The 21135-nt window shown below is 35.1% G+C and carries 24 protein-coding genes; 3 read left to right on the top strand and 21 right to left on the bottom strand.

All coding sequences use genetic code 11. The annotated features are described in order from the left end of the window. Window positions 1-32 precede the first annotated feature (32 nt). The 5 genes from MOC86_RS10970 to MOC86_RS10950 form a co-directional block, all read right to left on the bottom strand. Window positions 33-383 (bottom strand): hypothetical protein, encoded by a 351-nt coding sequence (locus MOC86_RS10970; RefSeq protein WP_268584208.1) that lies wholly within the window; start codon window positions 381-383, stop codon window positions 33-35. Window positions 384-662: 279 nt separating this feature from the next. Beyond that, complete coding sequence (locus MOC86_RS10965) at window positions 663-1343, bottom strand: PH domain-containing protein (protein ID WP_268584207.1); 681 nt, start codon at window positions 1341-1343, stop codon at window positions 663-665. A gap of 36 nt (window positions 1344-1379) precedes the next feature. Continuing rightward, on the bottom strand, window positions 1380-2042 hold the full coding sequence (locus tag MOC86_RS10960) for a PH domain-containing protein (protein ID WP_268584206.1): 663 nt from the start codon (window positions 2040-2042) through the stop codon (window positions 1380-1382). Beyond that, entirely contained in the window at window positions 2029-2457 is a 429-nt protein-coding gene (locus MOC86_RS10955) for a PH domain-containing protein (protein ID WP_268584205.1), read from the bottom strand. Before MOC86_RS10955 ends, MOC86_RS10960 begins: the two co-directional genes overlap by 14 nt. A gap of 292 nt (window positions 2458-2749) precedes the next feature. Next, window positions 2750-2983, bottom strand: coding sequence for a hypothetical protein (locus tag MOC86_RS10950; protein ID WP_243509261.1), 234 nt, complete (start codon window positions 2981-2983; stop codon window positions 2750-2752). A 481-nt stretch (window positions 2984-3464) separates the two neighbouring features. Between MOC86_RS10950 and MOC86_RS10945 the strand changes: the two genes are divergently transcribed. After that, window positions 3465-4466, top strand: a complete 1002-nt coding sequence (locus tag MOC86_RS10945) for an LLM class flavin-dependent oxidoreductase (protein WP_268584204.1) — start codon at window positions 3465-3467, stop codon at window positions 4464-4466. 60 nt (window positions 4467-4526) lie between these two features. Here the strand turns inward: MOC86_RS10945 and MOC86_RS10940 are convergent, their stop codons facing one another. The 3 genes from MOC86_RS10940 to MOC86_RS10930 form a co-directional block, all read right to left on the bottom strand. Continuing rightward, the gene (locus MOC86_RS10940) at window positions 4527-5918 is read right to left on the bottom strand and encodes an amino acid permease (protein ID WP_268584202.1); all 1392 of its coding nucleotides are present in this window, start codon (window positions 5916-5918) and stop codon (window positions 4527-4529) included. 174 nt (window positions 5919-6092) lie between these two features. Beyond that, window positions 6093-7052: an L-threonine 3-dehydrogenase gene (locus MOC86_RS10935; RefSeq protein WP_268584201.1), complete on the bottom strand. Its 960-nt coding sequence runs from the start codon at window positions 7050-7052 to the stop codon at window positions 6093-6095. Window positions 7053-7097: 45 nt separating this feature from the next. Then, window positions 7098-8288 (bottom strand): glycine C-acetyltransferase, encoded by a 1191-nt coding sequence (locus MOC86_RS10930; protein WP_268584199.1) that lies wholly within the window; start codon window positions 8286-8288, stop codon window positions 7098-7100. A 574-nt stretch (window positions 8289-8862) separates the two neighbouring features. On the opposite strand from MOC86_RS10930, the gene MOC86_RS10925 reads away from it, so the two are divergent. Together MOC86_RS10925 and MOC86_RS10920 are read left to right on the top strand one after the other, a co-directional pair. Beyond that, entirely contained in the window at window positions 8863-9744 is an 882-nt protein-coding gene (locus MOC86_RS10925) for an aminoglycoside 6-adenylyltransferase (protein WP_268584198.1), read from the top strand. A 530-nt stretch (window positions 9745-10274) separates the two neighbouring features. After that, a complete protein-coding gene (locus MOC86_RS10920; RefSeq protein WP_268584197.1) occupies window positions 10275-11048 on the top strand; it encodes a PAS domain S-box protein in 774 nt (257 codons plus the stop codon). Window positions 11049-11187: 139 nt separating this feature from the next. Here the strand turns inward: MOC86_RS10920 and MOC86_RS10915 are convergent, their stop codons facing one another. From MOC86_RS10915 to MOC86_RS10855, 13 genes are all read right to left on the bottom strand, one after another. Further along, window positions 11188-11964: a sulfite exporter TauE/SafE family protein gene (locus MOC86_RS10915; protein ID WP_268584196.1), complete on the bottom strand. Its 777-nt coding sequence runs from the start codon at window positions 11962-11964 to the stop codon at window positions 11188-11190. A 53-nt stretch (window positions 11965-12017) separates the two neighbouring features. After that, the gene (locus tag MOC86_RS10910) at window positions 12018-12245 is read right to left on the bottom strand and encodes a sulfurtransferase TusA family protein (protein ID WP_268584194.1); all 228 of its coding nucleotides are present in this window, start codon (window positions 12243-12245) and stop codon (window positions 12018-12020) included. A gap of 49 nt (window positions 12246-12294) precedes the next feature. Further along, a complete protein-coding gene (locus MOC86_RS10905) occupies window positions 12295-13422 on the bottom strand; it encodes an MBL fold metallo-hydrolase (protein WP_268584192.1) in 1128 nt (375 codons plus the stop codon). A 149-nt stretch (window positions 13423-13571) separates the two neighbouring features. Further along, complete coding sequence (locus MOC86_RS10900) at window positions 13572-14132, bottom strand: sulfurtransferase TusA family protein (protein WP_268584191.1); 561 nt, start codon at window positions 14130-14132, stop codon at window positions 13572-13574. Window positions 14133-14257: 125 nt separating this feature from the next. Then, window positions 14258-14626 carry a rhodanese-like domain-containing protein gene (locus MOC86_RS10895; RefSeq protein WP_268584190.1) on the bottom strand — a complete coding sequence of 123 codons (369 nt, stop codon included), beginning with the start codon at window positions 14624-14626 and terminating at the stop codon, window positions 14258-14260. Between the two features lie 44 nt (window positions 14627-14670). Continuing rightward, complete coding sequence (locus MOC86_RS10890; RefSeq protein WP_268584189.1) at window positions 14671-15153, bottom strand: DsrE/DsrF/DrsH-like family protein; 483 nt, start codon at window positions 15151-15153, stop codon at window positions 14671-14673. 176 nt (window positions 15154-15329) lie between these two features. After that, complete coding sequence (locus tag MOC86_RS10885) at window positions 15330-15590, bottom strand: metal-sensitive transcriptional regulator (RefSeq protein WP_268584187.1); 261 nt, start codon at window positions 15588-15590, stop codon at window positions 15330-15332. A gap of 519 nt (window positions 15591-16109) precedes the next feature. Then, window positions 16110-16742: an ABC-2 transporter permease gene (locus tag MOC86_RS10880; RefSeq protein WP_268584186.1), complete on the bottom strand. Its 633-nt coding sequence runs from the start codon at window positions 16740-16742 to the stop codon at window positions 16110-16112. After that, window positions 16720-17088, bottom strand: a complete 369-nt coding sequence (locus MOC86_RS10875) for a hypothetical protein (RefSeq protein WP_268584185.1) — start codon at window positions 17086-17088, stop codon at window positions 16720-16722. The genes MOC86_RS10880 and MOC86_RS10875 overlap by 23 nt, the downstream gene beginning before the upstream one ends. A 22-nt stretch (window positions 17089-17110) precedes the next feature. After that, window positions 17111-17599 (bottom strand): ATP-binding cassette domain-containing protein, encoded by a 489-nt coding sequence (locus MOC86_RS10870; protein WP_268584184.1) that lies wholly within the window; start codon window positions 17597-17599, stop codon window positions 17111-17113. A gap of 185 nt (window positions 17600-17784) precedes the next feature. Continuing rightward, window positions 17785-18402 carry a dienelactone hydrolase family protein gene (locus MOC86_RS10865; RefSeq protein ID WP_419146629.1) on the bottom strand — a complete coding sequence of 206 codons (618 nt, stop codon included), beginning with the start codon at window positions 18400-18402 and terminating at the stop codon, window positions 17785-17787. A 346-nt stretch (window positions 18403-18748) separates the two neighbouring features. After that, window positions 18749-19198 carry an AraC family transcriptional regulator gene (locus MOC86_RS10860; protein ID WP_268584183.1) on the bottom strand — a complete coding sequence of 150 codons (450 nt, stop codon included), beginning with the start codon at window positions 19196-19198 and terminating at the stop codon, window positions 18749-18751. Window positions 19199-19363: 165 nt separating this feature from the next. Then, a complete protein-coding gene (locus tag MOC86_RS10855; RefSeq protein WP_268584181.1) occupies window positions 19364-20797 on the bottom strand; it encodes a DHA2 family efflux MFS transporter permease subunit in 1434 nt (477 codons plus the stop codon). Window positions 20798-21135 lie beyond the last annotated feature (338 nt).

Below are 21135 nucleotides of genomic sequence, written 5' to 3'. Positions count from 1 at the left end.
AGGATCTTTTATAGATATATTCTATTTATTGTTTATCCAGGGAATACTCTACTGCAAGCTCTATGTGCTGCATGTACTCCTCCTCCTGCATTTATGGCTGCGCCAAGCGGACCACCAACAGACGCTCCATAAGCAGCCGCTCCTACAGTTACCATAGCCACACATTCATCAAAATCTGCTTCAGGATGGGAGTTTCTAAACATTACGGCTAAACCATCAGCATTTTCACTAATCTTTTCTCGAATATCATCCGTAATTCCGTTTAAAATATTTTCACTTTCCTCAAAAGTATGACTTAATCCGTTTTCAAAACCATTTGTAGCATTATTTACAGCGTCATTTACTGTACGCCCTGCACTTCTAAGCTTATCTTCAAAAGACATATGATTGCTCCTCCTAAGGACTTGATTTATCAAATTCTTATATATCTTCTTCACTTATAAGAAATTATATTCGATTCTTAAAAATGGTTCTTGACTATCTAAGTATCCTTCGATCTTCGTCATAAGGTTTAACGAACTTTATGACGAAGATCGAAGGAGATCTTTTGAATTTTTATAATAAAGAAGCGGTATCAAAACCATTCGCTTTGATACCGCTTCTTATCCCATTCTATCCTTCTACTCATAAAACGAAGCACAGTCTCATTAAACTTTTCCACTTCATCTACAAATTTTTCCTGAAGTTACAGCCATATTGATGGATGCCAAATGTTTTCTTTCTTGCAACCATGTTTGGCGTAGCGCTATCCATTGAATACGTCCTCGTTTAATAATGGCCGTATTGCGAAAAAAAACACCGTATTGCAAAGTTAGAAAACGTTCGCTTTGATTCCAACCCGTAGTGCGGTATTCTCTCCACCCTAGCCATAAACTTAGGATTGGGAGAATGAGAGAAAAATAGTGATATGGCTCTGGTATATACATCCACAATGGAATTAAAAGAAGACAACCTATTAGAAAAAGTGGTCCTACGTAAGAAATTCTAGCTTTCTTTGGCGGAGTGTGTAGGCTGTTGCTCCTTTCATATCCAATAAAAATCTCAATTAAAGATTGTACTCTGTCCTTTTTAACAAAAGGAATCAAAGAGATTGTTTTTTTCACTTGTTCATCTTGACTATTCTGAATAACAACAGCTTCGATTGAGGCATATCCTAGCAGGCGCTGTAAAGGTCTTTCGGTGATAAAAATGGCCTGTATGCGGTGTTGTGCAATTGTTCGATGCTTCTTTTCGAATAGTCCTTGTTGAATTTCAATTTCTCCTCGTTCATTTTTATCTAATTTAAAATGATAATCACTAACATAGGTTAGGAACAAGGAAAGAGCAAAGGAGAGAAGAATCATAAGAGTAACAGTAGTGAAGATCCAATTAGAACCAAATCAACTGGCTAAGTACGTAAATAAGGTATCCCTATCGTCTCCTTTTGTTATATCCCAATATTTTAGTAATCCGAGACATAAAAAGGTAAATACAATGCCAAACTTCGGAGAAAGAAGGCTATGGACTATTAAATCTTTGTTAGATAATTGAAGGCCGGATTCTTCGCCGCTCTCTCCTAGCTTATCCTTGTTATATTCGTATAAAACTTGGCGGATCCGCTGTTCTTCTTCCTTGAAAATGCAGTTAAGGATGATACTAGACTCTTTGCCACCTGCAAGTTCAATCGTTAAAGTTCGGGTAGAAAATAAATGATCATACACACGTACTGTAGAGTCTAACGATTGAATACGGTCAGATGTTACCCTTCTTTTTTTCGTTACAAATACACCTGTTTCAATATATATTCCTTTTTCTTGAATTTGATAAGTAAAGGCTTTCCATTTCAACCCCGCTGTAACTAAAAATAAAAGAATAATTAAACTACCTGCGGTTACGTTGATTATCAAAGTAGAAATTTGATCTCCTATTTTTTCATGAACAAATAAAACAATAAGTGGAAAAACCCATATAAAAGATAGAGATTCTTTAATAGCAGCAACCATAAAATAAAGAATGGAAATAGGGTGAAGCCGGTGAATGGTTAATTTGTCAGACTTGTTCATCGTCTAACCTCGCATACATCTCAATTTCTCCACGAATCTCATCAGCTGTTTCTTCGGATACTCCAGGAATCTCATGGCTACCTGCTGCTGTGGATAAGACAATGGTATAAAGACGATACTTTTTCAAGATAGGACCTTGTTTTGCATCAACATGTTGAACTTTTACCATGGGAATTAATATTTTACGTTTAAACAGGAATCCTTTTATAATTTCAATACTTGTCTCACTTATACGGTATCTCCATATACGGTATTCCCACTTCGGCAGAAAATAAAGATGAAACGGTATAGATAATAGAGATAAACATATGGTCACACCTATAATCCATTTTGGCCATTCCCATTTTGACGTACAATAAAACAATACAAGAATAATGATTGTATATGCACATAAAGAAAGGATGCCTTCTATCATTTTTGCATGTACACTTTTTTCATTTAATCGTCTAAACCCGTGTTACTCACTAAATCCTCTCCTAATACATATTCTCTTGTTGTATGATAAAAGATACTTGCAAGGTAGACTCTAGATTTAAAAAAAATAAAAAAATAAATTCTCTTTCCGGTTATAACCAATCTCTCACATAAGCTACTAACCCTAAAAAGGCGCCCAGAGAAGCTCCTATGAATAAGCTATGAACAGATTTCCATTCCATTTGCTTTGTGTCATTCTTTTCTTCGATACTAACCCCTCCTACCTTCCTATTTTAAAATGGTTTTTCCTCTTTCTCTGTTAACTCTACGAGAAAAGGGAAAAAGAGAATGAACAGGATAGCAACGGTTGCACTTATATACCCTAGTCCAATTAAAGGACTTGTATTTTTAAAGGAGATAAACTGCTTTGTCCTACAGACAGGACATTCTCTTCCTTCTTTCGAAAGCCCTAGTTGCCATACTCTTCTTTTTTTCCATTTATGATTACAATTTGTACAATGTGCCATAAGTTCACCTTCCTCTTTTCTTATACGTAACCTCATTGTTTTTGTTTCAATATTTTTGCATGTTTTCTACGGATAGCCCTCATCATAAAAAAGAGCGAGAACCTCTCACAACTCTCTTGTTAGTTAAGTGAAGCACTTATTTTAACTTTTTCTTAGATTAATATGTTACTAAAATATTCTTTCCCCCTATAAAATATTTGTTACAGCTGTAGTAAGAAACTTTTAAATTCTCGTTTTTTGTTACAGTTACAAGTGAATAAAACATAATTTGTTTAGCTTCTTTATATTCCAAACAAACACCTTGTTTTTTCACCAATAAAAAAACACTTAGTAAATACTAAGCAGATTATTAAACAAAACCTCGACATTATATTAAAATATAATAACTGAGATAAAAGAAATCCATTTTATTTCCTAACTGCACATAAAAGGTAAATCTATTGTATACATTAAAAATTGTATAAAGAAAGGACACACTCCTATGTCAAATATTAATATCCCTGTTTCGGTTTTAAACTTAGCTCCTATTCGAGAAGGCCAAGATGGGAAAGAAGCGATTGACGCTGTTGCCGATCTTGCTCAAGCTACGGAGAAGATGGGCTATAAACGATATTGGATTGCAGAGCATCACAATACACCTACACTTGTAAGTTCTGCAACTTCTATTTTAATGAAACATACGCTAGAAAACACAAATAGCATCCGCGTTGGTTCTGGAGGAATTATGCTTCCTAACCATGCTCCATTAGTCGCTGCAGAACAATTTGGGACGATGGCAACAATTTATCCTGACCGCGTTGATTTAGGTCTTGGGCGTGCACCTGGCACAGATATGATGACAGCAAGTGCTCTACGTCGCTCAAAAAGTGATTCTGTTCATACTTTCCCAGAAGACGTAAAAGAATTATTAACGTATTTTGGTTCAGAAGAAACACAAGGGTATGTAAAAGCCTATCCTGGCGTAGGGACAAATGTGCCCATTTATATTCTTGGCTCTTCCACTGATTCAGCTTATTTAGCTGCAGAACTTGGATTGCCATATGTATTTGCATCTCACTTTGCTCCTGCACAGATGGAAGAAGCGATTTCTATTTATCGTAGACGTTTTAAACCTTCTCCATATTTGGATAAACCATATATGACGGTAGGATTAAATGTTATTGGAGCTGAGACTGATAAAGAAGCTGAATTTCTAGCTTCAACAATGCATTTCTTCTTCCTTAATGTTATTCGCGGTACAAAAATGCCGATGAAACCACCTGTAGAAAACATGCAGGCTCATATGAATCCGATGGAAGAAAACATGATTTCATCTATGACAAGCGTAACCTTTAAAGGAAGTAAAGAGACGATTCGTAAACAGCTAACAGATTTCCAAAACAACTATAATGTAGATGAAATTATGGCTGTTTCATATATTTATGATCGTGAGAAACAAAAGCGATCATATGAAATCTTAAAGGAAGTAGTAGACGAAAAATAAGGTGGAGAAATGCGGATATAAAAAAGGGTTCCTAATTAGGAACCCTTTTTGCGTTTTTTTCTATTGAATCATGGCTTCATCATCTTTTTGATCATGAGTTCGTACACGCTTATCTATTCTGAAAGCATAATAACTGATCACAACAACAGAAAGGAAACCAATTCCTACAATAAGGGATATCCTTGTTTCTTCATTAATCCACATACCAATAAGGACCATTAGTAAGAACGCAATGGTGGTATAGTTTGTGAAAGGAGCAAAAGGCATTTTGAATGGATGGTGATCCATTTTTGCCCTATTTCTCTTCCTGAATTGAATTTGACTAATAAGAATAACAAACCATGGAATCATACCTGGAAGAACGCTTGCACTATATACATGTACAAATAGGTTTTCTGGTGCAATATAACTTAAAACAACGCCAATGGCTAGTCCAATTAAAACACCAAATGTACCAAATAGCGGAACACCACCATGAGAGACTTTCGCAAAGAATTTAGGGGCTTGTCCATTTATGCCTAACGTATAAAGCATGCGTCCTGCACTATAAATCCCACTATTGCATCCAGACATCGCAGCTGTGATGACAACAAAGTTAATAAATCCAGCGGCAGCTGTAATCCCAACTTTTGCGAAAGTGGCTACAAATGGACTCCCAATTGCATTCAGTTGATCCCATGGATAAACAGTGACAATAACAAAAATAGCGCCAATATAAAAGATTAAAATTCGCCAAATTGTACTTTGAATAGCTTTTGTTAACGTTTTTTTCGGATCTTTTGCTTCACCAGATGTAATTCCAACAAGTTCTACACCTTGATAGGCGGCAAAAACGAGGGATAAGGCAAAGAAAAATCCTTTCCATCCGCCTGTAAATAAGCCACCATGCTCCCATAAATTCGATAATCCGATGGCTTCCCCTCCACTTCCAAAGCCAAAGAAAATGAGTCCAATTCCCGCTACAATCATTAAAATAATGGTTACAATTTTAATGAGCGCAAACCAAAATTCAATTTCGCCAAAAGATTTAACAGAAATTAAGTTAGCTGCTCCAAGAATAATCATGGCAATAAAACCTGGAATCCAAGCAGGAAGATCAGGGAACCAATACTGCATATACGTTCCAACCGCAATAATTTCCGCCATCCCAACAATTACCCACTGAAACCAGTTACTCCATGCTGTCATATATCCTGCTAATGGATGAATATACTTATAGCCAAATGTCGAAAATGAACCTGTACTTGGTTCTACATACAACATTTCTCCCATTGCCCGCATAATGAGAAATATAAAAACACCGGAAATTGCATAAGCTAACATAACAGACGGCCCTGTCCATTGAATCGTGCTCGCTGACCCCATAAATAAACCAACGCCAATTGTACCGCCTAGCGCAATCATCTGAATATGACGACTTTTCAAATCCCTATTCAAATCTTTGTTTGCCATCCTATTTCCCCCTACACCACTCATAGTCAAAGTTTGATGAAAGCTAATAGTTCTGTTTAAAGGTGTTCTCCACACCGAAAGAAAGCGCTTACTTTTAAAGTGTTATTAAGAGTGCATTACGTACTGATCTTTCATTCCTTATACTACATACAGTACTTCAAATAATAGGCTGATCTAGGCAGTAACTGAAATTGATTTTAATCTTAACTTTGATAATATATCTTCTGTCATTTTTTCTAGATTGTATTCTGGCTTAAACCCCCACTCTTCTTTTGCACAAGTAGAATCTATTCGATTAGGCCAGCTGTCGGCAATAGATTGTCTTGCAGGATCGACTTTATACTTTAGGACAAACTCTGGAATATGTTTTTGGATTTCAGCGGCAATTTCCTCTGGATCAAAGCTCATAGCAGATACGTTAAATGAATTTCGGTGTTTTAATTTGGAAGCATCAGCTTCCATCAATGTAATAATAGCCGTTAATGCATCAGGCATGTACATCATATCCATATACGTCCCCTCAGCAATATAAGATGTATATCTTTTATGTTTAATTGCTTCATAGTAGATTTCAACTGCGTAGTCCGTTGTTCCTCCACCAGGAGGTGTCATATATGAAATGAGCCCAGGGAACCGAAGCCCCCTCGTGTCTACTCCAAATTTGGAGTAATAGTAATCACATAGTAATTCTCCAGATACTTTATTTACCCCATACATCGTTGTTGGTCGTTGAATAATATCTTGCGGAGTCAGATTTTTAGGAGTTGTCGGACCGAAAGCGCCAATAGAACTAGGAGTGAAGAGTTGACAATTTAGTTCTCTTGCTGCTTCCAACGCATTTACTAATCCACCCATATTTAAATGCCAGGCTAAAAGCGGCTTCTTTTCAGCTGTTGCTGATAGTAAAGCAGCTAAATGAATAATTGTATCTACTTCATATTTTTTAGCGATGTTGAACATTCCTTTTTCCTCTGTCACATCTAAAATTTCAAATGGGCCTGATTGAACAACATCACTTTCCGTTCTTCTAATATCTGTTGCGATGATATTGTCGTGTCCGTAAATCTCTCTCATTTTTAGCGTTAACTCTGAACCAATTTGACCTAAAGCGCCTGTTACTAAGATCTTTTTCATGAAAAAACCTCCCCTTTTTTGCTTACGATCCTGCAAGTATTCCCCTTAAATAAGTTCCATCTCTTTTCCTACTTTTTCATAAAGAGCTAAGGCATGGTCTAGCATCTCTTTTGTATGCGCAGCCGTTGGCATATTTCTTACTCGCCCTGTGCCTTTTGGAACGGTAGGAAAAACGATAGATTTTGCATACACGCCCTCTTCATTCAGTCTCTTACTAAACTGCTGTGTTTTTGCTTCATCTCCGATTACACAAGGGGTGATCGGTGTTTCGCTTGCTCCAATATCAAATCCTAATGCTTTCAGCCCTTCTTTCAAATAATTGCTGTTTTCCCATAGCTTATTTTGAAGATCTGAGCTATCCATCAAAATATCAATAGCTTCTATACAAGCGGCAACTGCTCCAGGTGTGACCGCTGTTGAGAATAAGAATGGACGACTTCTTACTTTTAACCAATCTATTAAATCTCTCTTTCCTGCTACATAGCCTCCTACAACCCCGATAGCTTTAGATAACGTTCCTATTTGAAAATCTACTCGATCTGATAACCCAAAATGTTTCACTGTTCCTGCGCCATTTCCTAATACACCTGATCCATGGGCATCATCAACATATGTCATTACATCCAACTCTTCAGCAATCTCCACAATCTCTGGAAGCTTGGCAATATCTCCGTCCATCGAGAATACTCCGTCTGTAATAATCATGATTTTGTTGTACATTCCTGACTCTTTTGCTTGACGTGTTTTCGTTCGTAGATCTTCCATATCAGAATGGTTATAGCGGATAATCTTTGCCTTTGATAATCGACATCCATCAATAATAGAAGCATGATTAAGTTCATCTGAAAGAATAGCATCGTGTTTATCCATCACTGCTGAAATGGCTGCCATATTACAATTAAATCCTGATTGATAGGCAATGGCTGCTTCTGTATGCTTAAATTGGGCGAGTCTCTCTTCTAATTTGACGTGAATATCTAGCGTTCCATTAATTGTGCGAACAGCTCCAGCTCCAACGCCATAAGTTTTCGTTGCTTCTAAACAAGCATCTATTAATCGCTGATCTGTTGCCAAACCTAAATAGTTATTAGATGACAAATTAATTAACTCTCTTCCTGCAATTGTAATGATTGGCCCATTTGGCCCTTCTACAGGATCAATCACATTATAAAGTCCTTTGTTTTTTAACTCATCCAAGTTTTCTTTTAAAAATTCATGTAATGTTTTACTCGACATTTCATGTACCCCCTTATTGTTTGTAGAAATAAACGTAAAATCTTTAATGATTTATCCCTATTTCAACGCTTACTTTTAAGAACACTACGTTTATTTCTCTTTTAAAAAACACATGTGTCCTCCCCATAAAAACACAAGCAACTGCTAGAAAGCTTTAATGATAGCGTTTACAAAACTTATAGTAATAGAAAAAATTAATTTTGTCCACCTTTCATGGACAAAAAATCAGAATTTTATTTGCAAATAATTCTTTAGTCCTTAAGGAGTCCCATTTCATAAACATGCTCAAATTAAATTCAATTCTTTTGATTAGTCTGTTGGAGCGATAATAAAATACTAGCCAAGCGTAGTATAGTCGATATTCTATAACTACGGAGGTAAAGAAGGAATCTTCTAACTCCTATTGAAGTAATGTAGCCATAAGATAAATTTAAAAGAGAGGAATATGGGATGAAAAAGAAGCTGAACAAGTTATAACCTCTTTCTATTTTGCTGCTTTCACATCGCCCCCGCCCTCCTCCATGGCTAAGTTAAAACAAACTAAATATTCTCAAGTCTCAAGGAGGGATATGGAATGAGAACTGAACAAGAAATGATGAATATAATCATGAACATTGCCAAAAATGACGATCGGATTCGAGCGGTATACATGAATGGCTCACGAACAAATCCTCATGTTCCGAAAGATATTTTCCAAGATTATGATATCGTATATGTTGTGACAGAAACTTTACCTTTTATAAAAGACAAAAAATGGCTAAATTTGTTTGGTGACGTCCTTCTCATGCAGGAACCAGATAAAAACGATCAATCTCAAAATAGTGCTATAGATTCCCCTTGTTCATATGGGTATCTTATGCTTTTTACAGACGGTACTCGAGTAGATCTTCATATTGAAAAAAAGGAATATATGCAGGAGCATTATGGTCATGAAAAACTGACTCTTCCACTACTTGATAAAGATCATAAATTATCGCCTATTCCCTCTCCGACAGATGCGGATTATCATGTAGAAAAACCATCAGAGTTTATGTTTACCGAGTGCTGTAATGATTTTTGGTGGAACCTTCAAAACGTAGCAAAAGGCATTTGGCGTGACGAACTTCCATATGCTAAAGGAATGTTTGAATGTGTGATTAGATCAAGGCTAGATGAAATGGTATCATGGTGGATTGGCAGTCAGCACAACTTTGAAATTTCAGTAGGGAAAATGGGAAAATATTTCAAAAATCACCTTCCTAAAAAGTACTGGGAAATGTATAAAAAATCGTATGGGGACGATAACTATGCTACCTTTTGGAATGCAATATTTGTTACCTGTGAACTGTTTAGATGTTTAGGAAAAGATGTGGCTAGAACATTATTGTTCACTTATCATCTTACTGAGGATAGAAATATGATGAGCTATCTTACACATGTAAAACATTTACCTTCTGATGCCAAGAATATTTATTAGGGAAAAAATCTTTAGCTCCTAAACGAAAGAGCGTGCTTTAACGAAAATAAAGTACGCTCTTTCTTCTTTAAATAGGCAGAAGATATACACTAGATGGAGATTTCAAGTTTTGCTCGACTCTTTTGAAGCCAATTTCTTGTTACATGAGAAGCATATCAACTGACCATTTTCGCTAATAATTCCATCTAAAAATCCATTCAAACAATAAATGTCTCTCTTGCATTCAATGCATACTCCAATGAGCTCTTTCACTCTTCTCCCTCCCTCCTTACTTAATGGTTTATAACAATTAAAGAAATGAAGAAGCTTAGATTATACAGGATATTCCAGTTTATTTTCCTCTATCTTTTCTCTGAGTAAATAAAAAGTGGATTTTTTATATTCCTATACTCTAACGCAACATATGATAAAAGTCCTCTATAACCAAATTAACTGCTTTGATGAACCTAATTAATTTGAAAGAAAGAAACACTCAAAACCTTGATAAAAGTTGGCCAATGCTTTAGGCTTTTTATCAGGGAGTGAATACTATGAGGGAAAATATTTCCGATATTGACTATAAACAAGTAATGGAATATGCATTAGATCCACTTATCATCCATTCAAATCATAAAATTATATATGTGAATCACGCAGCTGAAGAGTTTTTTAGAAGTACAAAAGAAGAGATTATTGGTGCAAGTCCGTTAGATATCTTTCAAGAAACTTCTAAAGAAGCTATAAGAACAAGAATTCAATCTGCTTATGAACGTCCAGCAGAGCTCATTGAAGAAACGATATACAGAATGGATGGAACAACAGTTAATGTTGAATTGTACTGCCACCCTATATTAATGGGAAATACAAAAGTAATCCAAACTTATGTCAGAGATATAACAACAAGAAGAGAACATGAGAAAAAACAAAAAGAAATCGTAAAACAAATAAACGAACTGTCTGCAACCCTTGTTCCTCTTTTAGATGGAATCGCAATCCTCCCGTTAGTAGGCTCCATAGATGAGGAAAGAGCACACCAACTCTTAACAGATGTACCCATAAAGGTACAGACTCAAAAAGTAAATTGTTTAATTATCGACTTTTCAGGTATTTATAAATTAGATTCAATTGTAACAGAGCATCTTTTTAAAATTAATCATGTAATGTCATTACTTGGCGTTCATTGTATTTTAACAGGATTAAGACCAGAGCTAGCTTTATCTGCTGTACAACTAGGGATTAATCTTGATAGAACTTTAAAAATGGCTACTGTAAAAGACGCCCTGCACTCTTTGGGTATCATTTTCACTAGTGATTCCTCAAAATAAATAATGTGAAATTAAACAAACGTGTTTTATGGATATTTTATTCACACCATGTAATTTAAAGAAAATAAAAAGCTTGAGTTGCAATGAACTCAAGCCTTTTTACTTGTTACGTGAAAGTACATTTGTTTTTACAAACTTTTTAAACAATTCCAATCCAAATTTTAAGAGCAGTAGCTAAAATGAATAGAGCTAATAGCCATTGCAAAAACTTTGCATTCACCCTTTGTCCTAGATGGGCTCCTAGTGGAGATGCTAGTAGACTAGCAATAATCAGAATGGAAGCAGGTACAAAGAGAACTTGACCTGTACCAACTTTACCCATGACTGTTCCCATAGAAGAGATAAAGGTAATAGCTAGAGAAGAAGCAATCGTTGTTCTTGTTGGAATGTTCAATACACTAAGCATAATAGGAACCAATATGAAGGCTCCTCCTGCTCCTAAAATCCCGGATATTCCTCCAATGATAAAAGCTAAAGAGGAAGCTAACCATTTATTAAAGGTTACTTCTCTATCTGCCACGTCTTCTTGCTTTGTCTTAGCGGTAAACATAAAAATAACAGCTATAAGAGCTAAGACTCCATATATATAATTCATTCCTTTTTCAGATATCAACTGAGAAAAGTAACTCCCTGCTATGCTACTTATAAAAATACTGCTTCCCCTATATATAATTAATTTTTTGTGTAAAAATCCGCTTTTTCGATATGTCCAAACCCCGCTGATTGTAGCAAAAAACACTTGAATAGCCCCGATGCCCGCAACTTCATGTGCTGTTAATGACATTACCCCTACTAACGGAGGAAGATACAATAACATAGGATAGTTGATAACAGATCCTCCAATGCCTATCATCCCGGATATAAAAGAACCTATAACCCCAATGATAAAAAGAGTTATAACAAATGCAATATCCATTAGGGTTTCCTCCCTTTCAAGATGAAGGGGTATCCTTTCATCTTGATTGTTCTTTATCCTTTTTTAATCCAAAACATTAACACATTGTCCTCTTCCACTTGCTTTAAAAGTTCATGGCCGCTTGAATTAGTCCAAGCAGTAAAGTCCTTTTTAGCTCCTTTGTCTGTTACATGGACTTCTAAAATCTTACCCTGTTGTAACTCATTGATTGCTTTCTTTGTTTTAATAATTGGCATAGGACATGCTAATTTTTTTGCATCTAATACTTTATCTGCTTTCATATTTACAGCTCCTCTGTTATCTTCTTATCAACCTTTTCATATTTTCTATTTATCGAATAGCACAGCGATTTGGTCCAATTTCCATTTCACGTTGCTTTTCTTCATTAGGATTTCTTTTCCCCATATTTGTTTCACGAATTTCTTGATATGCATGTGGTTGAGGCGGCAGATAATCTATCAATAAATGTTTAAATTCTCTCTCATCCTCAATATTTAAACCATGATTTTTAGCAAACAACGTATTTAATGTTTTGGCTACACTTCCATCTTCATTTAACTCGTCAATCATCATAAAGTGAGCTGGTAGTACAATTAATTCATCCCATAGCTCTTTGTATCGCTTGTAGAGCGTCTCTCTTAAATCGCTTATCCAATCTTCTGCCATACCGGCTAGATCTGGTCTACCAATCGAGTCAATGAACAGAATATCGCCTGAAAGAAGATACTGTTTATCGATGATAAAAGAAGTCGAACCAATCGTATGACCTGGAGAGTAAAGAGCTTGAATAGAAACGTCTGTATTTCCAATAGTAATAACCGTTTCTTCTTCTAATGGTTCATAATCAAACTCAACTTCTTTAGCATCTTTTTCTGGTAACCAGTAAGTTGCTTTTGTTTCTTCTGCTAGTGATCTTCCACCTGAAATATGATCTGCATGGAGATGTGTATCAAAGACATGAGTAATGGTTGCTCCGATTCCCTTCGAAAAATCAACATAAATATCTGTCATACGTGTAGCATCTATCACAACTGCTTCTTTATTTGCTACAACCATGTATGCGAGACACCCTTTACCAATTCGAACAAATTGATATATCTCTCCACCACCTTTTAGATCTCCTACTTTTACAGGCTCTACATGTTCACTCCATGCTCTCATCCCCCCTTTCAGATATGCCACAGTAAGACCAGCTTCTGAAAGCATATCAGCTACCATAATTGAAGAACCTTCTTTAGCACAAACAACTAAAATCTCTTTATTAGGAGGCATTTTTTCTAAAATCTCCTCTACTCCATCTAGAAGATCAAAGTAAGGTACATTGAGATATTCAAAATAATGGCCTTCAATCTTCCAATCCTTAAAATCATGTTCATTACGAACATCTAAAATAAATAATGGTTCTTTATTAAATATTTTTTGGGTGATCTCTTTTGCAGTAAGAGTATATATAGACACATTAAATACCCCCTATAGTATATTTTGTAGTAAAAAAATTTCATAAAGATTAGAATATGAATCATGCTTTTTTTCTCTCGAAATAGTTCAAAGTTTCTCTGACTTTGTTTGTAGAATAGCTGGTCTTGTTTAATATACAACACCCTATTTTATTGCTCTGTTTTACCTTTCCAATCACACATCCCTGGCACAACATTAATCAACTTTTTAAAACCTTGTTTTCTCATAGTTTGAGCTGCGATTTCACTTCTTTTTCCAGAATGACAAATAACATAGATTTCTTCATCTTTGCTTAACTCATTTGAACGCTTTTCAACTTCACTAAGAGGGATATGAATTACTCCTGGAATATGAGCTTGTTCATATTCCTCTATCTCACGAACATCTAAAATACAAGGTTGTTTATTACTTTCAACTTTCTTTCTGAATGCTTCTAGTGAAATAGCAGGAATAGCAAATCTCTCTTCTAAGAGATGATCGCCATCTTTACGAAGAAAATGATGAAGTATATTTCCTTCTATTTTCGTTTCTAAATATTTGTGACCTGTATTTTTTGCCCAAGCTTGTAAATCTGCTGTCGAGCCTTTATCTGTTGCTTGCACTTCTAATACTTGTCCAGCCTTTAACTCATCCATTTTCTTTTTTGTTCTTACGATAGGCATTGGACATGCTAATCCTTTTGCATCTAACACAGCATCTGCTTTTATCATTCTTATTCCTCCTTATTCTATATAGGGGGTGGGGTATATTAGAGCTTAAAAATTATTTTTCTTACGCTCAATACCTCTGTCATTTTCTAAGATGATTTTTGTTTCTATGTGATGATGAGAAGTCTCTATATCCAAGTATTCATCCCACCTTTTATATTCGTTACTCTTTTAAACCCAAGCTTTCTTAACACTCGACTCCCTTTAGCGCTTCTCATACCGCTTTGACAAATTACAAAAACTTCTCTCTCCTTTGAAAGATGATGGGACTGTTGACGGAGCTCTGCAAGAGGAATATTCTGAAATCCTTTAATATGTTTTGTGCGGAACTCGGAAGGTGTACGAACATCTATAAACTGTTTCTTTTTGTCTTCCAACTCCCTTTTTAACTCTGTTGTTGTAATTTGTTTCATTCCTTTTCTAGTAATAAAACGTTGAAATACAAACAATAAAATGAACCCAAAGATAAGTATGTTAATGAAAATACTCTCGTTCATCGTCTTTATTACACTCCTTTTGTTCTGTGAGGCTTTTTAACTTATTAGATGAATAAGTTCACATTTCCCTCTTCTGCATCTGCTAAGTAAGCTGCTACACCTGCATATTCGATATCATTCAGCAATTCTTCTTTCTGTAACCCAAGAAGATCCATTGTCATTGTGCAAGCTACTAGGTTCACATCTTGTTCCTGTGCCATTTCAACTAGCTGTGGTAATGTTAGAGCATTATGTTTCTTCATAACGTGCTTAATCATTTTAGGCCCTATCCCACCGAAATGCATTTTTGACAATTCCATTTTATCTGCGCCACGAGGCATCATTTTAGCAAACATCTTTTCTAGAAGTCCTTTATTAACAGGAGCTGATGTTTCCTGACGCAAAGCATTTAATCCCCAAAATGTATGAAAAATAGTTACTTTATGGTCATAAGCTGCTGCTCCGTTGGCAATAATATAAGCTGCCATTGCTTTATCGTAATCCCCACTAAATAATACAATTGTTGTTCGTTTCTTTTGTTCGGTCATAATAATTCTCCTTCTCCTCACTCGAATACCTAAAGGGGTATAATGGTAAAAAAATAAAATAATAAATTTCAAATTTCACCATTACTTACGATGATTAATTACATATACCTGTATAGGTATATAAACGTGTGGAATAAAGTACGTCAACCTTTAATCAATAAGGTTGATGAACTTTATTATCTGCTTTTGACTAATAATTCGACAGCTTCTCTTACTAGATCTTCTGTACTTTCCCCTTTTTCAATGCTTTCGCGGACACACTGCTCTAGATTTTCACTTACAATAACGCCTATAGTTCGATCTATAGCGCTTCTGGCAGCTGATAATTGAGTTACGATATCTCTACAATCTTTCTTTTGTTCCATCATACTTAGTACACCTTTAATCTGTCCTTCAATTCGGCGCAAACGATTTTTCACTTTTTGATCATATTCCAAAATTCAACACTCCTTTCTTTTCTATTTAGGCTAAGTGGTTCTGAAAAACGATATTCCCAGCTTCGCAACCTAAAAGTATTCCTTCATTTACAAGAAGAACAATGAAGATTACAGCCCTAATATTATACCCCCCAAGGTATAAAGTCAAGTTTGAAAATTATCTGTATACATTAAAAGTTCATCTCAGCATGGAGGATAAGTACCCTTAAAAGCTTCTTTGATTAACAAAAAAACTACTTTCTACAATAAGAACTATAATAAAATTGAAGCATTAAAAAATATTTCCTTTCAATTAAAATATGGAAAATGGTAGCTATTATGTAGACGAGCGATTTAGGAAAAAACACATCGCTAAATATCTTAGGAGCTCTTAATAAACTGATAATAAATAAGCAAAAGAGGATCTATCTTAGTAGATCCTCTCTCTTATTTCTCTATTATTTTTCCCCTCTTCTTATAATGCTTAGGATGATAAAAAGAAGAATGACCCTAACATAAAAGCTCAGAAATTCTGTCGCTTTAAAACTCTTTGCGGCTATAAATTACTCTGCAAACGAAGTATGAAATTGTAAAACATAGTACTGAGACTATAAGGTGTATAATCGCAAAGATTTCATCACTATTTTGCCCCTCTAAAGAAAACAAACCACCTAATAAAAACCACAGTCCAAATGAAAAACCTATACTGCTTCCCATTACTATTTCTGACTTTTTGGTTCCTAAAATATATGTTAAAGGATATGCTAAAGCCCCTATACATAATGCTAGCGATACTCCTTTAGCTACAAGAGCGAAAGAAGAAGTAGTAAACTGAAACCAATCTAAAAAATTAGCAATTAGCATCCCTAAAGATGTAACTGTAATCCCAAGGATAACGAGAAGTAAAAATGTAAAGTACTTACTACTAATAATATGAGCTCTTTTGACAGGAAGGGTAATTTCGTATTTGTTCCACCCTGATTCATTATCATGTTTTAACGTTTCCAAAGAAGTTATTGCTAATAGAAAAAAAGGAGCTAAGAATGCCATTCTCAATACTGGACCTTGATCGGCGGCCATTAACACAAATGGAATCGCTACAATAGCGAAAAGCATACATACTTTAATGCTTTTTTCAATCGAATATAAATTACTTAATAAGAGTCCCTTCACGTTTCACGTCTCCTTTCATTAATAGCAATGTAATATCATCAATTGTAAAGTCTTTGTTTTGATATTGCAGAGGAAGTTCTTTGCTGTAAGGTAAGAGAATATCAAACATACCATTGTCACGCTTACGTATGCTAATGCTCTCCTCTGCAATTGCCTCTACATCATGAGCTTTACATTGAACAATAGTGTAATTGTTTAATAATTCCTCTGTGCTAACCCTTAACACAATCTCTCCTTTCTTGATAAACACGAGTTGATCTGCTATTTTCTCAATATCACTCGTAATATGAGAAGATAGCAAAATTGACCGCTTTTGGTCTTTTACAAACTCTGAAAACACGTCCAATACGTCTTCTCGTGCAACAGGATCAAGCCCTGCTGTTGCCCTCGTCTAATATTAAAATTTTTGCATCATGGGAAAGAACCACCGCAAGCGAGACTTTCATTGACATGCCTTTTGAAAAACTCTTTATCGTCTGTTTTTTAGAGAGAGAAAATACATCAATATAATGTGAATACGTCTCACTGTTCCAGTTTTTGTAGACATGTTTCATTACTTTTCCTAGCTTTGTTACGTCCAAATTACCAGGAAAATTCATGCTGTCATACACAACACCAATATGTTCTTTTAACTCATTTTTTTCATCATTCATCTCTTCGCCAAATGCTCTTATGTAGCCGCTATCCTTTCTTAATGTTCCAAGGATTGTACCCATTGTACTTGTTTTCCCTGCTCCATTTTCTCCAATAAACCCAACAATAGAGCCATAAGGTACAGAAAAAGATATGTCTTTTAAAGAAAAATCCGAATTTGAAAATGACTTTTGTAGATTTTCTACTTCTAATGCATGTTCCACTATTAATCCTCCTCGTTAAAAAGAAAAGAATGTTATAATAATCATTCTTTTCTGAATTTATTGTATTTAATAATAGATTAGTTCATTGTATAATATGGTTATTTTGTTACAAAAAAGGATTATATTAATCTTTCTCTTTTTAGCTAACAAATAGAAATACACAAAATCAGTTTGGGTAAAGTTGTTTAGCCTTCTGATAGAAAACTTTCACTTAATTGTTTTTGTACAAATTTATTTATATATTGCAAAGCCTGATTAGCTAACAATTTATTATAATGACTTGAGAATGGATTCATAAACCCATGAGATCCGTCAAACCTTTTTATCTCTAAAAACGAATCTCTTTTTTCCTCTAACAGATCTACTAGTTTAGGAACATCAAATGATTTTTCTTCATTTGCAAATATAAGTAATGTAGGACAAACAGGCTTAACATCTACATAATGGCGGATGCGTGACCCATAGCAACCTATTATAAAATCACATATGTTATTTCTTCCACATAACCATGATATTGTTGCTCCAACACTAAACCCCATAACTCCAACCTTCCTATACTGTTGCTTCAGGTTAAAGATGACTTGATTGATTTGGAGCACTCCGTTTTCAAACCCTATGTTTTGTATAAAATTCTTATAAGCATGTTCTTCTTCCGCATATGAATAAGAAATATCATTATGTAATAAATTAGGGCATATTACATCTATCCCTAAATTTGATAACCTCTTCTTCATATATTGCATATGTTCATTAACTCCATATATTTCATGAACTAGTATAATTGCCATATTATACTTCTCCACTACACCCCTCCTATTCTTTCACTTTTTATTTCTGGTTCGCATGAGATTTCTTCTTAATACTAAAAGAGGGCTTAAAAAATGAAGAAGCCTTTTCAATTACATTGATTATTATACCTTACTTGGAAATTAATTACAATAAAAACATAAGGATAACAGACTATTAGCCTGTTACCCTCTTTTTTATAAAGTGAATGAAAATGAAGCTCTTTAAAAGTTTGCATAATTAGATTTTTAAAGATCTTTTGTTTAAAAAACCTTTAGATAACTATAAGCCTCTAATTTACGATGATAGGCAATACTAAGATAAAATTGCTTTTCTAAAAGTATAAGAATCTTAGTTTCTTAGTTATTTTACCGGAACACAAATTTCACAATAATCTTGATTAACCAGTTCACCCCTATATCTTTCAAAAATGGGCTTATCATCAAATTGATAACTGTTGTTTAGTAATTCAGTAAAAATTTCATCCCACGCTTGTTGAATGTCTTCTGCTGTATGTTTCACTTTATAGAGCGCATATTTTCCACCAGGTAGTTCACTTTCACTCACAGCCCCATCAATCTCGTAATCGTTTGAAATGACAAGACAAGCATCATAGCGGCATTTTTCAGGAGGAGTTGTGTCGGGATGATCCTGCGCAATTCCAAGTATTATCGCCTTCTCATGGAGTAGGTTATTGTCTTTAGCCCAGTTTTTTAATTTCTCCATTGTTTGAGCATTGTGAGGACCATATGGACCAACTTGTCTTACATATGCAATACGATAGTTTGGTAAATTTTCAATCTTAATCTTCATAAATCATTTCTCCTTTTCTTTGATATTTCCTACATTGTAAAAATTATCATGTTATAAAAAAATAAACACTTAAATTTTTAAAATTTTCATTATATGGAAAATTAGGAAACTTCATTCGTATAAAAAAAGCTATCCACATTTATGGATAGCTTTTTTTATTCTTTGTTAGCCATTTTGAAGTTGTTGATCTTTCCGCTTTAGTGTCAGTGCCAATACGAAAGCAAGAGCTGCAAAACCTAAAGCTGTATAATAGACGGTATGCACGCCTTCTGTCATCCCTTGTACTTCAAGAAGAGATTGGTTCCCTCCCTCTGCACCTTCTATAAATCGTTGTGACGTCATTGTCATAATGCTTGTATAAAGAGCTGGACCAATCGCACCTGAAACTTGGTTAATCGTATTTGAAATCGCTGAACCATGCGCATGCAGTTCTTTTGGAACTTGATTGAGAGCGAGCGTCATTGCAGGTCCTACACTTAGGCCTACACCAATCGTAAAGAAAGCATATAAAATAGTTGCTTCAGTTGTTGTCGTATCACTCGAAATCCTCGTAAATAAGCTTAGCATGATGATAAGAAGAATAAGACCTACAACAAGAAGAGGCTTGAAGCCCATTTTATCGAATAATCTTCCTCCAATCATGGCTGTAAAGGCAAGCGTAATTCCACCTGGCAGCATAAGAAAGCCTGTTTGGAGTGGAGACAATGATGCTGCTGTTTGGAAATAAAGAGGTAAAATAAGCATCATAGAAAACTGAATCATCATAACGAGAAACATTAAAAGAATGCCTCTTGAGAAAATAGATGATGTAAAAGGTGTCATGCTAATCATTGGTGAGGTCATTTTTGTTTGTTTTCTCACAAAGATAGCAAGAGCAATAATACCAATTGCAAGTGTAATCCATACCGATGGATTCCCCCACCCGGAACCTTCACCAGCTACACTAAAGCTATAAACAACTCCGCCAAAACCTAGCGTTGAAAGCACCACAGATGGAATATGAATCTTTGGTCTTGAGGTTTCTAACACGTTTTTTAACTTAAAAGCGGCAAATAATAAAATAAGAACCGCTGCAATCAGAAGACCTAGAAAGATAATTCGCCACGAATAATACTGAATGGCAATCCCTGAAAGGACAGGTCCAATAGCAGGAGCAAATAAAATAGCAACTTGGAAAACGCCCATTACTGTCCCTCGTTTATGTACAGGCACAAGCGTTAACATCGTACTCATCACTAATGGTAAAACAAGACCTGTGCCTAAGGCTTGAATCATTCTTCCCATTAACAATATAGAAAAAAGCGGTGTCATAAAGGCCATCAATGACCCTACTACATATAAGCTCATCGCTGTCATAAATAACTGTCTAAGTGTAAATCGTTGAATTAAAAAGGCAGATACAGGGACAGATACGCCAATAATGAGCATATATCCGGTTGTGAGCCACTGAGCAGAACTTGTAGGAACATGAAACTCTGAAATAATCTTTGGTAAGGCCACATTCATGATGGTTTCACTAATTAAACATAAAAAGTTTCCTAGAATTAAGATGAAGAGAATAAGCTTACTTTGTCCGTTCATCTTTTCGTTGTTTGTCATTTCATTCTTCCCCCTTTAGTATTTTATTTGCTAGTTGTAAGGATATCATAATGAAATATGTATCTCTAGACATATGAATATTGAAAGAATTAGATGTTTTCTACGATTTACGAACCGAAATCTTCTCTCCCTCTACACCAATTGAAGAGAAAACAGCAGCAGGAAAAGCGATAAGAAATATGGGGAATGATTGAGGAGAAACGCTTAAAAGGAGAAAAGTTTGATTACTATTCTTAACAATGCTCTCCCCTTAGAAATGGGAACACAATGAGTGATTAAAGCGTCATACTTCCCTATACAGAGAAACAATTATAAAAGAATAAAAAAGAGCCTTTGTA

It is taken from the genome of Priestia endophytica (assembly GCF_026790145.1).
GTDB lineage: Bacteria > Bacillota > Bacilli > Bacillales > Bacillaceae_H > Bacillus_I > Bacillus_I endophytica_A.
Note: the sequence above shows the minus strand (reverse complement) of the source record. Positions and strands in the feature narration are given on the sequence as shown.